General features: G+C 46.9%; 12 protein-coding genes. 7 read left to right on the forward strand and 5 right to left on the reverse strand.

What is annotated here, in order from left to right; translation table 11 throughout:
• Positions 1-90 precede the first annotated feature (90 nt).
• Positions 91-1,107, forward strand: a complete 1,017-nt coding sequence (trpS, locus tag R8269_RS18575; RefSeq protein WP_005381398.1) for a tryptophan--tRNA ligase — start codon at positions 91-93, stop codon at positions 1,105-1,107.
• A gap of 56 nt (positions 1,108-1,163) precedes the next feature.
• Here the strand turns inward: trpS and R8269_RS18580 are convergent, their stop codons facing one another.
• The gene (locus tag R8269_RS18580; protein WP_005381401.1) at positions 1,164-1,538 is read right to left on the reverse strand and encodes a hypothetical protein; all 375 of its coding nucleotides are present in this window, start codon (positions 1,536-1,538) and stop codon (positions 1,164-1,166) included.
• A 544-nt stretch (positions 1,539-2,082) separates the two neighbouring features.
• Between R8269_RS18580 and R8269_RS18585 the strand changes: the two genes are divergently transcribed.
• Complete coding sequence (locus R8269_RS18585) at positions 2,083-5,037, forward strand: ExeM/NucH family extracellular endonuclease (RefSeq protein WP_262652078.1); 2,955 nt, start codon at positions 2,083-2,085, stop codon at positions 5,035-5,037.
• A gap of 167 nt (positions 5,038-5,204) precedes the next feature.
• Positions 5,205-6,119 carry a LysR family transcriptional regulator gene (locus tag R8269_RS18590; RefSeq protein ID WP_005381405.1) on the forward strand — a complete coding sequence of 305 codons (915 nt, stop codon included), beginning with the start codon at positions 5,205-5,207 and terminating at the stop codon, positions 6,117-6,119.
• 6 nt (positions 6,120-6,125) lie between these two features.
• On the opposite strand, the gene R8269_RS18595 is transcribed toward R8269_RS18590, so the two are convergent.
• The 4 genes from R8269_RS18595 to R8269_RS18610 all read right to left on the reverse strand — a co-directional run bounded on the left by R8269_RS18595 (position 6,126) and on the right by R8269_RS18610 (position 10,515).
• On the reverse strand, positions 6,126-7,637 hold the full coding sequence (locus R8269_RS18595) for an AbgT family transporter (RefSeq protein ID WP_318222611.1): 1,512 nt from the start codon (positions 7,635-7,637) through the stop codon (positions 6,126-6,128).
• Positions 7,638-7,689: 52 nt separating this feature from the next.
• Positions 7,690-8,862 (reverse strand): M20 aminoacylase family protein, encoded by a 1,173-nt coding sequence (locus tag R8269_RS18600; RefSeq protein ID WP_005381411.1) that lies wholly within the window; start codon positions 8,860-8,862, stop codon positions 7,690-7,692.
• A 147-nt stretch (positions 8,863-9,009) separates the two neighbouring features.
• Complete coding sequence (locus tag R8269_RS18605) at positions 9,010-9,603, reverse strand: NADPH-dependent FMN reductase (RefSeq protein WP_005381413.1); 594 nt, start codon at positions 9,601-9,603, stop codon at positions 9,010-9,012.
• 39 nt (positions 9,604-9,642) lie between these two features.
• Entirely contained in the window at positions 9,643-10,515 is an 873-nt protein-coding gene (locus R8269_RS18610; RefSeq protein WP_005381415.1) for an EamA family transporter, read from the reverse strand.
• A gap of 122 nt (positions 10,516-10,637) precedes the next feature.
• Here R8269_RS18610 and R8269_RS18615 point away from each other — a divergent pair, with 122 nt between their 5' ends.
• The 4 genes from R8269_RS18615 to astA all read left to right on the forward strand — a co-directional run bounded on the left by R8269_RS18615 (position 10,638) and on the right by astA (position 14,476).
• Positions 10,638-11,117 (forward strand): MarR family winged helix-turn-helix transcriptional regulator, encoded by a 480-nt coding sequence (locus tag R8269_RS18615; protein ID WP_005381417.1) that lies wholly within the window; start codon positions 10,638-10,640, stop codon positions 11,115-11,117.
• Positions 11,118-11,186: 69 nt separating this feature from the next.
• Positions 11,187-11,774 (forward strand): aminodeoxychorismate/anthranilate synthase component II, encoded by a 588-nt coding sequence (locus R8269_RS18620; protein WP_005381418.1) that lies wholly within the window; start codon positions 11,187-11,189, stop codon positions 11,772-11,774.
• Positions 11,775-12,135: 361 nt separating this feature from the next.
• Positions 12,136-13,347 carry an aspartate aminotransferase family protein gene (locus R8269_RS18625; RefSeq protein ID WP_005381420.1) on the forward strand — a complete coding sequence of 404 codons (1,212 nt, stop codon included), beginning with the start codon at positions 12,136-12,138 and terminating at the stop codon, positions 13,345-13,347.
• A gap of 109 nt (positions 13,348-13,456) precedes the next feature.
• Positions 13,457-14,476, forward strand: a complete 1,020-nt coding sequence (astA, locus tag R8269_RS18630) for an arginine N-succinyltransferase (protein WP_005381422.1) — start codon at positions 13,457-13,459, stop codon at positions 14,474-14,476.
• The last annotated feature ends 12 nt before the right edge of the window (positions 14,477-14,488 follow it).

Here is a 14,488-nt window from a genome sequence, read left to right on the forward strand (position 1 = left end):
TCGTTAATGAGTACACTGAGTAAACCGTGCACCTATTACTGCACGGTTTTTTTCATTTAATTAGATTAAGAAGTCAAAGGAATCATTCTAATGAGCAAACCCATTGTATTGAGTGGTGTTCAACCTTCAGGTGAACTAAGTATCGGTAACTACTTGGGTGCTCTACGTCAATGGCAGCAGATGCAAGACGATTATGATTGCCAATATTGTGTGGTAGACCTTCACGCGATTACGGTTCGTCAGGACCCTAAAGCGCTGCATGAAGCAACTCTAGACGCACTGGCAATTTGTCTGGCAGTTGGTGTTGACCCGAAGAAGAGCACGCTATTTGTTCAGTCACATGTACCAGAGCATGCTCAATTAGGTTGGCTTCTTAACTGCTACACTCAAATGGGTGAGCTGAGCCGTATGACTCAGTTTAAAGACAAATCGGCACGTTACGCGAATGACGTAAACGTCGGTCTATTTGACTACCCGGTGTTGATGGCGGCTGACATTTTGCTTTACGGTGCACACCAAGTACCTGTAGGCAGTGACCAGAAGCAACATCTAGAATTAGCGCGCGATATCGCAACGCGTTTCAACAATATTTACTCGCCAGAGCAGCCAATCTTCCAAGTTCCAGAGCCTTACATTCCGACAGTAAATGCGCGTGTAATGAGCCTTCAAGACGCAACGAAGAAGATGTCTAAATCTGATGACAACCGTAAGAACGTTATCACGCTGCTGGAAGAGCCTAAGTCGATCCTTAAGAAGATCAACAAAGCGCAAACCGATACCGAAACGCCACCAAGTATCCGTCATGATATCGAGAACAAGGCGGGCATTGCTAACCTAATGGGTCTGTACTCCGCGGCGACAGGCATGAGCTTCGAAGAGATTGAAGCGAAGTACCAAGGCGTAGAAATGTATGGCCCATTTAAGAAAGATGTTGGTGAGGCAGTTGTAGCAATGCTTGAGCCAATTCAAGCAGAATATCACCGTATTCGCGCTGATCGTGCTTACATGGACGAGGTAATGCAGCAAGGCGCTGAGAAAGCCTCGGCACGAGCGGCTGAAACGCTTAAGAAAGCATACGAAGCAGTAGGTTTTGTAGCTCGCCCATAGTTGCTAAGAACGAATACGAAAAGCTCCACTTTGGTGGAGCTTTTTTTATGCCTGTATTACTGAAATGGTGTGTCTTTCATACAGCGTTCCATGTCGTAATATTCAACACGTCCTCGAGCCCCTAGAAAGGCAGACTTCACAACCATGCCTCTATCAATGAAGTAACTAAGCTGTACGCATGATATATCGTAGCTGAGTTCTTTAATTCTCGCTGGAATCCAGTAGGTTCCTGGCGTTCTTAGACGCTGAGTAAAGGTAATAACACCCTCGTCACTGACTTCTAGCTCTTCAATACCATCCAGTTCATTTTTGGCTGATTCGATGATGTCTTGATTCGCCGTAGGTTGAAGTGGCTCACTGGCGGTCAACTGACACCCCGCTATCAAGCCAAGTAGGGAGAGAGCTAGCACACTGCGTTGAATTTTTTTCATTTGTCGTTCCTGGGTTTACAGCTAATGAGATCTTATTGTCTCGCGCAGGTGTTATATCTTTTGTGTATGTTTTTGGCTAGTGAGTAATGAAAAGTTATTGAATAAATCATGAAAACTTTGAAGTATGAGGGGCCTGTATAAGAGAGAACGAAGCGAGTAATAGATTCTTGGGCTTGAACAGTGATACAAGTGAAAATTAAAGCATTCTAAATTAGTGACTAATTATATTTTTTATTTGTAACAGGAACGGTTGGGTTAATAAGCAACTCAACAAGTGATGTATTTTCTACTCCTTAACATGAAGTGAAAAAGTAAACTGAGTAATCAATCTAAATTCTGATTTGTTTATCAATAGCGCTCTGTATTTATTACAAAAAATGTTTGAATGGGATGCTCTGGCATATTTTCTTATATTCACATGTGATTCATTTCACGGCTTTAATTGCTCATTCTTATTTATTTCATAAATAAACCTGATAGTAGACGCAAATGGCAGGCTCTAACCAGAGCTAAATTTGCATTTACATAAATATCAGGTATGACAATGGACACGTTAATCAAACCCTCAATACTCGCATTAACCATCGCCAGTGCACTTAGTGCAAACGCGAACGCAGAGATTATTATTTCCCAATACGTAGAAGGCGGCGCTTATAATAAAGCGGTAGAGATCGCTAATACGGATGATACTGCGGTGACACTCACTGGCTACGAGTTGGCGAAATCATCAAACGGTGGTGGTACTTGGGGCAGCACATTCGACCTTAGCCAAGTGACGATACAAGCTAACCAAGTGTATGTACTGGCGCATGGTGACGCGAGCGATACCATCAAAGCTATCGCCGATATCACAGATAAAAGCGTTGCGAACTTTAACGGTGACGACCCGATCGCACTGCTGAAAGATGGTGAAGTGCACGACATCATCGGTGTGATGGGTGACGTAGATTTTGGTAAAGACACCACATTAGTTCGTAACAGTGATGCACTAACCCCTTCTGCTACTTATGATGCATCTCAGTGGACGGCATTTGAGAAAGACAACATTGACGGCCTTGGTGAGCTAAATGCGACTGAGCCACCAGCACCATTCGCTTGTGAAGTCGACGGTCAGCAACCTAACTTCACTACCATCCAAGATATTCAAGGTGAAGGCGATACGTCTCCATTCATTGATGGTTACCCATACATTACTGACGAAGATCATTTCGTAACGGGTGTCGTGACTGCTGTTACCACTGGCCTAACCAAAGGTTTCTACCTACAAGCATTAGAAAGCGACAACAACGACAAGACCTCAGAAGGCTTGTTCATTCATACTGACGCGGCAGACACGGCGCTGAAAGCTGGTGACGTTGTTTGTGTGAAAGGTAAAGTTCAAGAGTATTACAGCAATACTCAGCTTGCTTCTGATGCTAACAGCTATGTGAAAACAGGCACCTCTGAAACCTCTCGAGTTACCGATCTTGTTATCAAAGAAGGTGAGACACTACGTGATGCGCTTGAGCGTCATGAAGGGATGCAAGTTGAGTTGACCTCGGCAAGTGACTTGTTTGTAACTCGCAACTTCTCTTACGACTACGATTCACGTCGTAACAATATGATGCTCTCTCATGAAGCGCCATTGTTAAAGCCGACTCAATTACACGCGGCAGAGAGCGATGCAGCCGTTGAGCTAGCAAAAGACAACGCAGCAAACCGCGTATACCTAGAATCAGATGGCAAAGCACCAAACGGCCAAATCCCATACTACCCAGATTTTGCTAAAGATGCAGACCAAGATGGCTCTTCAGAGCAGCACATTCGCCTTGGTTCTCGAGTAGAAGGTCTTCAGGGTGTCGTGGCTTACAGCTACAACGAATACCGCCTGATTGCGACCAATGAAGTCGATAACACCAACTTTGTGACTTCAGGTGAAGGCTTCGATGTGGCTCGTAAAGATGCCCCAGCGATTGCGGACTCAGATTTGCGTATTGCAAGCTTCAACGTACTGAACTACTTCAACTCCGTGGCTGACAGTGGCCATGAAAACCCAACCGGACAAAACCGTGGTGCGACTAATCTAGACGAATTCCTGATCCAGCAAGCGAAAATCGTTGCGGCGATGAACAAGATGGACGCTGACATCATTGGTTTGATGGAAGTCGAGAACAATGGCTTTGGTGATGGCAGTGCTATCCAAAACTTAGTTGATGCCCTAAATGCTGAGATTGATGACGCTGAAGATCATTACACGTATGTCGAAATCGAAGAGCAAGACAAATACCAAGACGAATACTTTGGCAGTGATGCGATCATGGTGGCGATTTTATATCGTGCTAACGCAGTAACGCCAAAAGACGCTGCAAAAGTGATCATCACGCCAGAGCAGCACATTGCAGAAAACACAATTACTCGTAAAGAGGGCACAGAAAGTAACCCTGCTTACGATAAGTACCAACGACACAGTCTACTTCAGACCTTTACGGTGAAAGAGACGGGTGAAGATTTGTCTATTGTCGTAAACCACTTTAAGTCGAAAGGCTCTGAGTGTATTGAAGAGTGGATTGCTGGTGTAGAAGATTCTGAGCCAGCGGACCTGCAAGGCAACTGTAACAACTTCCGCGTTTCTGCTGCGCACGCAGTGGGTGAAGCGTTGAAAGAGGTGAAAGGCGATGTATTGCTCATGGGCGATCTCAATGCTTATGGCATGGAAGACCCACTTCTGACACTGACTGATTACTCGAAAGAGAAATACGGCCGTGACATTTATACTGCTGCTTACACAACCATTGGTGATGGTGAACTTCAAGTAGAGAAGACCAAAATTGAAAAAGGTTACGGTCTGCACAACTTAAACACGTTGCTGCACGGCGCTGATACGTTTTCTTACACCTATTCGGGCGAGCTGGGTAATTTGGACCACGCATTGGCAAGCAGTAGCCTAGCGCAAAAAGTGGTAGCAATTGAAGATTGGCACATCAACTCACTAGAGAGTAACTTGTTCGAATACAGCAGCAAGTACACAGGTGATATGCCGAAGTACAAAGATGCGTTCTCTGCCTCTGACCACGATCCAGTGATCATCGCGATTGATTTACCAGATGATGACATCGATTTACCGAAAGCAGGTGACAACTTAGCCGTCGATGTCCGTTTACCACCAACGGCGGTTGTAGGTGATATTGTTACGGTGAACTTAACGCCATCCACACAAGCGGCTGCGGCAAGCAGCGATACGAAAGCTTACTCGGCTAGCCAAACCTTAGTTCAAGCTGATATTGATGCGCGTAGCGTGAATATTGAGTTTGAACAAACGCCAGAGCAAGGTAATTATCAGTTAGAAGAGAAAGTGACTGACTCGACAGGTAATATCGTGAAGTTTAGCTCTGTTCGTGATGTTTCAATGACGCAAACTGAAACTGGAACAGAAGGGTCGAAGGATTCAGATGGTGGTTCGTTTGGTTTTGGCGCGCTATTTGCGCTGCTAGGTCTCGGCTTATTCCGTCGTCGCCGCTAAGCGAATTTACTTCCTGACAAACAGTTCCTAAATAACTGTAAAGACCAAAGGCCAGCCTATGCTGGCCTTTATGTTCAGAAAAAATATAGAAATGGATAATCATATTGACGTATTAGTTACCAAGTTTGGGTATACTTTTTCAGCAGAGCAAAGGGTGAGACTACTAAATGGACATTAGCTATCGTCAGCTCAAAGCTTTTATCGCCTTGGCTGAGGAACAAAATTTTACTTATGCCGCTGAAAAGGTGCACATCACCCAGTCTGCGTTGAGCCAGATGATGAAAAAGCTGACCCAGCAACTTACCAGCGAACTCTATCAGCGCCAAGGCAGGAAAATCATCCTCACCGAAGCGGGCGAGCAGTTGTATCAGGAAGCGCGATTTATCGTTAATCGCTTGGATAAACTAGTTCAGCAAAACAAAGACCGCCAACACGGCTACAACAAGTCGCTGGTGGTTTCGTCGCTATATACGTTGTGTGCATCCTTAGCGCCGAAAACCCTCAATGACCTGAAAAAGCGCTATCCAGATTTTACTTTTCGCTTAATTGAAGAACGGGTTGATGACATTACCCATTCAGTACTACAAGGGCAGGCAGACATCGGCATCAACACCAATCCGAATCACCCAGAATTGAACTTTGATTTACTGTTTCGCGATTACCTGTGCTTTGTTTGCCGGCAAGACCATCCGCTCGCCGAGCATAAGCAAGTCAGTTGGGAACAAGCGCATCAATACGCGTCGATTGGTGTCAGCCCTGGGAACAGTTTACGCACACTTGCTGACGAAGCGTTTCAACGCATTGGTTTAACCTATGATCCGGAGTTGAGCGCTTCGCATACCTCAACACTATTAGGGATGATTTCCAGCGGACTAGGTTCGACGATTCTGTCTTCCACTATCGGTGAGTTGAGCAACAACGTGGAAGTTCGCTTTATTCCGATTGTTCAACCGGTTCAGTACCGCTCAGTAGGGCTCATTACACGTAAAGAAACTCATCGAGAGTTAGTCGATGAGTTCAGTTTGATTTTGAAAAAGCATGTCAGCGACTGGGGCTTTGCTGAGTTTATCCCCAGTCGTTAAGCGACGTTACATTGGCCCGACGGGTAAACCTGTCAGCATGTAAATCAGGAATAGCCCGCCCCAAACACTAAATAGCACCAGAGCGTATGGCACCATCATCGCGAGGAAAGTACCAAATTTCACTTGCGGGTTATATTTGGCGATCAGCGCCAGTACCATCGGAATATATGGATTGGTCGGTGAAATGATGTTGGTGGTGGAGTCGGCAATACGGTAGCCCATTTGCGTAATTTGCGGGTCTACGCCAAGTAACATAAAGAGTGGGATAAATACCGGGGCCATGATCGCCCATTGCGCCGAACCACTAAACACAATCATGTTCATCACGCCAGCAAGCATCATAAACAGCGCCATCATCGCCAGCTTTGGCATCTCGACAGACGAAATCCATTCCGCACCATTCACCGCAATAAAGATAGCTAAATTAGACCACTTAAACCAAGCAATGAACTGGGCAATCACAAATACCAAGACAATGTAGCCGCCAACGCCCTTGAGCGCTTTGGACATCAAGTCAGGAATATCACTGGCTTGTTTGATCGTACCCGCTTTGACGCCGTAAACCACCGCATTCATAAAGAAGAATGCCATGATGATCGGGATAATCCCTTTTAGGAAAGGTGAAGGTACCAAACCGCCGTCTGCATTACGCAGAGGTGAATCGGCTGGCAGCAGGGCGGCCAAAAGCAAAGCGATAAACACCAAAGACGCTGCTCCAGCCCATTTCAACGCACTCTTTTGCTTAGTGGTAATTTCAAAAGACGGTTCACTATCGGCGTGGTTGGTTGTCACTTTATGCGCGAATTTAGGCTCGATGTATTTGTCGGTGATGAGCGTCCCTGTGACGACTAAAATCGGAACGGAAAGCAACATAAAGTACCAGTTTGCTGCCGGGCTAACTTCGACGTGTTCAACGATGGCAGACGCTTCGGTTGAAATACCGGAAAGTAATACATCGGTGCCAGCAATAAATAGGTTGGCGGTAAACCCAGCCGCGACCGCGACAAAACCTGCGGCGATGCCGACAATTGGGTTGCGGTTGGTTGCCGCAAAAATCAGACCTGCGAGAGGGGGAACCAAAATGAACGCAGCGTCTGAGGCGAGGTTACCGATGATACCAGTGACGAAAATCGACGCGGTGACAAACTGACGCGGCGCGTTGAGCAATGATTGTTTGATTGCACTGTCGGCCAAGCCTACTTCTTGCAATAGCCCCACCGCTAGCATCATACATAAGACCAATCCGAGTGGTTTAAACGAGACGAAGTTATTCACCGTCGATTGCAGGATGTAAACCAGACCTTCACCACTGATTAGGCTCTTAACGTGCACTACTTCACCCGTAGATGGATGGGTCACGTCGCCGCCAATAAACGAGAATAGGCAAGAGAGCAGCATGACGCTGAGGCACAGGAAGATAAACAAATAGAAGGGATGAGGGACTTTATCGCCCAGTCGCTCAATGCGGTCGATCATTGACGCGCCTGAACTTGATTTTTGCGTAATTGCAGTCGACATTGTTAGAACACTCCTTTGTGTAAAAAGGGGAGTCACTTCCCCTCATTTGTTGTTATTGCTGTTCAATCAAATTGATAAAGTAAGCGGCGCCAATCGGCAGCAGCCGATCGTTAAAGTCGTAGGCTTTGTTGTGCAGGCCAACGCTGCATCCTTGCTCCTCAGTGCCGTTGCCGATAAAGCCGTAGCAACCCGGTACTTTGTTGAGGAAAAAGGCGAAGTCTTCGCTGGTTAGCATAGCTTCACAGCTTGGGTTAACGCGCTCAGCTCCAACGGTTTGAGCCGCTGCGTCGATCGCTCGCCGAGTTTCGTTTTCGGTGTTAACCGTCGGTGGGTGAGAAATTGGTCCGAGTTTAAATTCTGCTTGCATCCCGTGCGCCTTGGCGCTGTGAGCTACTAGTTGCTCGAGTCGTTCAACCAAGCTATCTCGTGTTTGTTGAGACAAAGTACGGAACGTACCGCTCATATGAGCTTGGTCGGCGATGGCGTTGGTTGTTTCTCCACAATGCAGCTGTGTGACCGAAACCACTAGTGGATCAAACGGGTCGTAGTTGCGGCTGACCATGCCTTGAATACCTTGGTAAATATGGGTCGCGACAAGTAATGGATCTTGGGTTGTGTGTGGTAAGCCAGCATGACCACTTTTTCCGTCGACAGTGACAAACAGACGGTCAGAGCTCGCCATTATTGGCCCCGTCTTAAATGCGAAATGCCCTTCAGGAATGCCCGGCATATTGTGCAGAGCGTAGCATTCGTCGATCGGGAAGCGCTCTAACACGCCGTCGGTGATCATGGTCTCGGCGCCACCGCGACCTTCTTCTGCCGGTTGGAATATCAGCACCGCTTTGCCTGCAAAGTTACGCGACTGGGCCAAGTAGCGCGCAGCGAGTAACAACATAGTGGTGTGACCGTCATGGCCACAAGCGTGCATTTTACCGTCGTGGCACGAACGGTGGGCAAATGTGTTGGCTTCATGGATGGGTAGCGCGTCCATGTCGGCGCGAAGACCGATGCTCTTTCCGTCCCCGAGCGAGCCGTGAATCACACCCACCACGCCCGTTTTGGCGAAATCAGTACAGATTTCATCGACGCCGTACTTTTCGAGCTCGGCAACCACTAACGCTTGAGTGTTATTTTCTTCAAAACCTAATTCTGGTTGTTTATGAATGGCATGACGGAGACTAATCGCGTCGGCTAACCAAGGTTCTAAGACTTCAATAATGTTCATACATCTCCCCTTTAATTGAGAATGATTTAACACTATTGAAACAATTCAAACAAACCGGATTACTACTGAAACTATTAGCGTTGCTAATAGTTGCTTGGAGAGAGGTTAAACTAAACGCCGCCCAATACTGAGCGGCTTAAATGACGATTACATCCCGTAGGTGAATGGTTTACCAAGCGGCAGCATGTCCTGATGCACTGGTGCTAATGCGCTCGCGTAATAGCTGAGCAGTTTCAAGGTGTATTGGGTGCGAGCGACAAAATCACTGTCATCGCTATTCGCATCTTGATCGATGAGTTTATCGCTGTTGCGCACAATGAGGTGGTCAGGCAAAAAGCACACGTGGTTATTTTTGCTGCCGGTCATGCGCAATTCGCTGATCGGGTAAACACCGTTGATACTCACGCTGACACTCACCAATAGTGCAGGTTTATGTGCCAGTTCGTTTGCTGTCGTCAGCAATAGGAAGTTTTTCAGCGCAGGGGTTGCCATCCCGTGCCATTCCGGTGTGATAAAGACAAACGCGTCAGACTCTTGCAGTTTTTGCGCGATTGGTGTCCAAACATCCCACTCTTGGATACCTTGCCAAACGCCTTCATTCCAAAATGGCAGGTTCAGTTCATGCAGGTCGAGGATCTCCACTTGGTCGAATTCTTGCAAACCGTGCTGTTTGAGAAAACGAGCTACGTTGAGACTTTGTGAATTTGCCCTTTGGCTGCCAGAGACAATCGTTAGTTTCATAATCATTTCCTTTTGAATTTTATATCTTGTTTATTGGAGTTATGCATTTGCAGCTTTAGGACTATGGGAGGCCAAAAAGATCGAAACCAGTATTGCTCCTGCACCTAACAATTGCAGTGGTGTGAGTATTTCATCTAAAAATACGTAGCCCAACACGCTCGCCGAGACGCTACTCAGAAATCCTAGAAACGCGACGTTTGTTGCAGGAAGACGCTCGATTCCTTTAAACCACAGTGCGTAAGCGAGTACCGCGCCCACTATGGTTAGGTAGCTGTATCCGGCCAAGTTTTTTAGCGAAATGGTCTCCGGTAGACCTTCAAACCATAGCGCTGCAGGTAATAAAAGGATGCCTCCGACGAGGAGTTGCCAGCCAGTGAACGCCAATGTCGACATATTCTCCGGACGTCCCCAGTATTTGGTGAGCACCACGCCACTTGCCATGCTTAATGTACCTAGTACCGCCAGAACAATTCCTTGCGCGCTGATCTGCACCGTTTCGTTGATGACGATAAGCGCTACACCAAGCACCCCGAAGATTGCTGCGATGCAGTGGCTCAAGGCGATCTTACTTTTTAATACCAGCCCACTGAGTAGCATCACGATGATCGGTTGGCTCGACATGACCAATGCCGCCGTTCCTCCGGGCAGGTAGCTCGCCGCAAAAAATAAACAGTAGAAAAACAGCCCGATGTTGAGCGTTCCAAGGCAAGCGAGTTTTCCCCACCATTGCTGGTTCGGAAAGCAGCGTGTATACGCGATGAGCAGTAATCCTGCAGGCAGTGCGCGTATCGCAGAAGCGAGCAGGGGACTGTCTGCGGGTAGCAACTCAGTAGTGACGATATAGGTGCTGCCCCAAACGGTGGGAGCAATCGCGGTGAGCAGTATTGCTTGAATCCTTTCTGCGCTGGTCATAATAACTCCTGTAAAAGTATCTTTCGTGAAAGATTGTTTTTTAAAAGTAATGGTGTTTTTTCTTTTGGTCAAGTATCTTTTTGAAAAGATTTTTAGTTAGTGATGATCGTGAGGATGATGTAATGGACGGTGTAGATAAGATTCTTCAGCAGTGGCAGCAAGCACGACCTGACTTAGATTGTTCTTCGATGGGCGTGGTTGGGCGAATTCGTCGCGCGGCAAACTTCTGGGAACAGGCCCATGGCCAAGTGTGCGGTGATGCTGGGATCAGCGCGATTGAGTTCGATATTCTGGCGACGTTAAGACGTAGCGTCGAACCCGTCACTCCGACAACGTTGTACAAAACGTTGATGATTTCGTCTGGTGCGGTAAGTACCCGATTAGAAGGCCTAGTACAAAAAGGTTGGGTGCACCGCGTAGCGAGCGAAAGCGACCGCAGAAGTAATCGAGTGACATTGACGGAAGACGGTGTTGCCTTTTTAGATCAGGTGCTTGAAGCGCATGTCGCGAGCATGGAACAGCACTTAACTTGTCTCGACTCTGAAGAAAGAAATGCGTTGGAAAGCCTGCTGAGTAAGTTCCTGCAAGCCGAGGTGGAATAACTGATCGTACTTGCGTTTAGATAAAAAGGCGGCACAATACTCGCTTTCAGGTTTCCACGATGTAGTCCCATGCTGTTAATTATCGATAATTATGATTCGTTTACCTACAACCTTTACCAATACTTCTGCGAGCTTGGTGCAGACGTAAAGGTGGTGCGTAACGATGAAATCGATATCCAAGGCATTGAGGCGCTCAACCCAACTCATTTGGTGATCTCGCCAGGGCCATGTACGCCGAACGAAGCAGGTATTTCACTGAAAGCGATAGAACACTTCGCTGGTAAGCTTCCAATATTGGGTGTTTGTCTTGGCCATCAAGCGATAGCGCAAGTGTTTGGGGGCAAAGTGGTACGTGCACGACAAGTGATGCACGGTAAGACCTCACCGATTCGTCACAACGGTCGTAGTGTGTTTAAAAATCTGAATAACCCACTCACGGTAACCCGTTATCACTCTCTTGTGGTGAAAAACGGTACTTTACCCGACGTGTTTGAACTGACTGCATGGACAGAACTGCCTGACGGAAGCATGGATGAAATAATGGGTTACCAACATAAAACCTTGCCAATTGATGCGGTGCAGTTCCACCCAGAATCAATCAAAACTGAGCAAGGTCACGAGTTGCTTGCGAACTTTTTAGCACGCAAAACGATCTGATCGCGATCACTTTTCTTAACAAATCATTCATCTTTTTGCTGAGGTGAGCGGATTGCAAAACTATGCGATTCTCTCGAGTCTCTTTGTCTATTCATGTCTTTTTAAACCTTCTATCCCCTGTATTACATAACATTTATAAAAAATCACTTCTCTATTTTACTTTCTTGATGCATAAATAGTCATAAGCAGTGATTAATGGAAGTTGCTTTCGAGAACGAAAAGAATAAATCACTATTGAAATGGTTAATTAAATGTAAATACAATGCCGCAATAGCTTAAATGCAAAACATTATTTGCTGGCAAAGAGAGCCGGTTAAATTCGCTTATCTGCTACGCATGCGGTATCAAGAAGGAATGTGCAATGACAACGGAAATTAAAGTAGAGCGCGGTTTATTCGATGAGGTAATGGTACCTTGCTATAACCCGATGGAAATGATCCCTGTTAAAGGTGAAGGTTCACGTGTTTGGGATCAGGAAGGTAATGAATACATCGACTTTGCTGGTGGTATTGCAGTGAGCTGTCTTGGCCATTGTCATCCAGTAATGGTAAACGCACTAACAGAGCAAGCTAACAAGCTTTGGCACTTAAGTAACGTTATGACGAACGAACCAGCCCTTCGCCTGGCGAAAAAGCTAACAGAAGTGAGTTTTGCTGAGCGTGTGTTCTTTGCTAACTCTGGCGCAGAAGCAAACGAAGCCGCTTTGAAGCTGGCACGTCGTTATGCTGCAGACGTTCATGGCACTGAGAAATCTGAAATCATTGCATTCAAACAAGGTTTCCACGGTCGTACATTCTTTACCGTAACGGTTGGTGGCCAAGCGGCATACTCTGACGGCTTCGGTCCTAAGCCAGGCGACGTGACACACCTTCCTTACAACGATATCGAAGCTTTACAAGCACACATGTCTGATCGTACTTGTGCGGTCATGATGGAGCCACTACAAGGTGAAGGCGGCATCGTGCCACCAACGCCTGAGTTCGCTCAAGCGGTTCGCGAGCTGTGTGACAAACACAACGCCTTACTGATCTTCGATGAAGTGCAAACTGGTAATGGCCGTACAGGTAACTTCTACGCTTACCAAGGTTTAGGTATCACGCCAGATATTCTAAGTACTGCGAAATCACTTGGTGGCGGTTTCCCGATCGGTGCAATGCTAACGACAGCAAAATTGGCAGAGCACATGAAAGTGGGCACTCACGGTTCTACATATGGCGGTAACCCACTAGCGTGTGCGGTTGCAGAAGCGGTTGTAAATGAAGTTACTAAGCCAGAGGTGTTGGCTGGTGTGCTAGAACGCGAAGCAATGTTCCGTGAAGGTCTAGAGAAGATCAACGCGAAGTACAACATCTTCTCAGAAGTGCGCGGTCAAGGCCTATTACTTGGCGCTGCACTAAATGAAGAATGGCAAGGCCGTGCGCGTGACGTGCTGGTTGCTGCAGGTAAACAAGGTCTCATGGTATTGGTTGCGGGTGCCAATGTCGTACGTTTCACACCATCACTCGTTATCACACAACAAGAAATTGAAGAAGGCTTGGCGAAACTGGATAAAGCGATCGCGACTTTAGTTTAAGCGCGATATCAGTTTAAACGTCAACGCAGACACCCCCGTCAAGGATCTCTGATGGGGGAATTGTTCCTACAATATAGTTAGGATCTTCTTGCATCTGGAGGGAGTATTGATGCTAGTAGTTCGCCCTATCGCGATGTCGGATTACGACGCACTGCACACTTGTGCGGTGGAGTCTGGTCACGGATTTACATCTCTACCGGTTAACGAAGAACTGTTAACCAATCGAATCAAACATTCAGAGTACAGCTTTGGTAAGCCAGATGTGGCAGAACCAGGCGATGAAGGCTACCTGATGGTTGGCTTTGACTCTGAAACGGGTGAGGTTGCGGGTACCACCGGAATCGAAGCATCTATCGGCTGGGATGTCCCATTTTACTCATATCACATTAGTAAAGTCGTGCACTCGTCGCCAAAGCTTGGCGTTAACAACGTCGTTAAACTGCTTACTTTTGGTAATAACTACACGGGTAACAGCGAAATTTGTACCTTGTTCTTGCGTGAGAAATTCCGCCAAGGTCTGAATGGTCGTCTAATGTCGAAGTGTCGTTTCCTAATGATGGCAGAGCACCCAGAGCGCTTCTCTGAAACGATCTTTGCGGAGATGCGTGGCGTTTCAGACGACGAGGGTAATTCACCATTCTGGCAATGGCTTCAAGAGCATTTCTTCTCTATCGATTTCACGCTTGCAGATTACCTGACAGGTATCGGCAAGAAAGGCTTTATCGCCGACTTGATGCCGAAACTGCCTATTTACATCAACCTGCTCAGCCCAGAAGCGCAAGCCGTGATTGGTCAAGTACATGACAACACGCGTCCAGCGCTGAAGCTGCTTGAGCGTGAAGGTTTTACCAACCGAGGCTACGTCGACATCTTCGATGGTGGCCCAACGGTTGAGTGTGATCTGCGTAATATTGAGTCGGTACGTCATTCATTCCGTGCGCAAGTCAAAATCTCTGAACATTCCAGCACACAAGACTTCTTGATGTGTAATTCATCTTTCGAGAACTTCCGTGCGACAGTCACTAAGGCGGCGTATGACGCAGAGACACAGAGCGTAATGATCGCACCAGACGTTGCGGATGCACTTTCGGTTGAAGAAGGGGATTTCGTTCGCCTTCTTCCGCAGTAACAGACGACAGAA

The organism is Vibrio sp. Vb0667 (assembly GCF_033391095.1).

What these genes read in the sequence shown, in the direction of transcription:
- trpS (WP_005381398.1), top strand. Translation starts at nt 91, where the DNA reads ATGAGCAAACCCATTGTATTGAGTGGTGTTCAACCTTCAGGTGAACTA.
- R8269_RS18580 (WP_005381401.1), bottom strand. Translation starts at nt 1,538, where the DNA reads ATGAAAAAAATTCAACGCAGTGTGCTAGCTCTCTCCCTACTTGGCTTG.
- R8269_RS18585 (WP_262652078.1), top strand. Translation starts at nt 2,083, where the DNA reads ATGGACACGTTAATCAAACCCTCAATACTCGCATTAACCATCGCCAGT.
- R8269_RS18590 (WP_005381405.1), top strand. Translation starts at nt 5,205, where the DNA reads ATGGACATTAGCTATCGTCAGCTCAAAGCTTTTATCGCCTTGGCTGAG.
- R8269_RS18595 (WP_318222611.1), bottom strand. Translation starts at nt 7,637, where the DNA reads ATGTCGACTGCAATTACGCAAAAATCAAGTTCAGGCGCGTCAATGATC.
- R8269_RS18600 (WP_005381411.1), bottom strand. Translation starts at nt 8,862, where the DNA reads ATGAACATTATTGAAGTCTTAGAACCTTGGTTAGCCGACGCGATTAGT.
- R8269_RS18605 (WP_005381413.1), bottom strand. Translation starts at nt 9,603, where the DNA reads ATGAAACTAACGATTGTCTCTGGCAGCCAAAGGGCAAATTCACAAAGT.
- R8269_RS18610 (WP_005381415.1), bottom strand. Translation starts at nt 10,515, where the DNA reads ATGACCAGCGCAGAAAGGATTCAAGCAATACTGCTCACCGCGATTGCT.
- R8269_RS18615 (WP_005381417.1), top strand. Translation starts at nt 10,638, where the DNA reads ATGGACGGTGTAGATAAGATTCTTCAGCAGTGGCAGCAAGCACGACCT.
- R8269_RS18620 (WP_005381418.1), top strand. Translation starts at nt 11,187, where the DNA reads ATGCTGTTAATTATCGATAATTATGATTCGTTTACCTACAACCTTTAC.
- R8269_RS18625 (WP_005381420.1), top strand. Translation starts at nt 12,136, where the DNA reads ATGACAACGGAAATTAAAGTAGAGCGCGGTTTATTCGATGAGGTAATG.
- astA (WP_005381422.1), top strand. Translation starts at nt 13,457, where the DNA reads ATGCTAGTAGTTCGCCCTATCGCGATGTCGGATTACGACGCACTGCAC.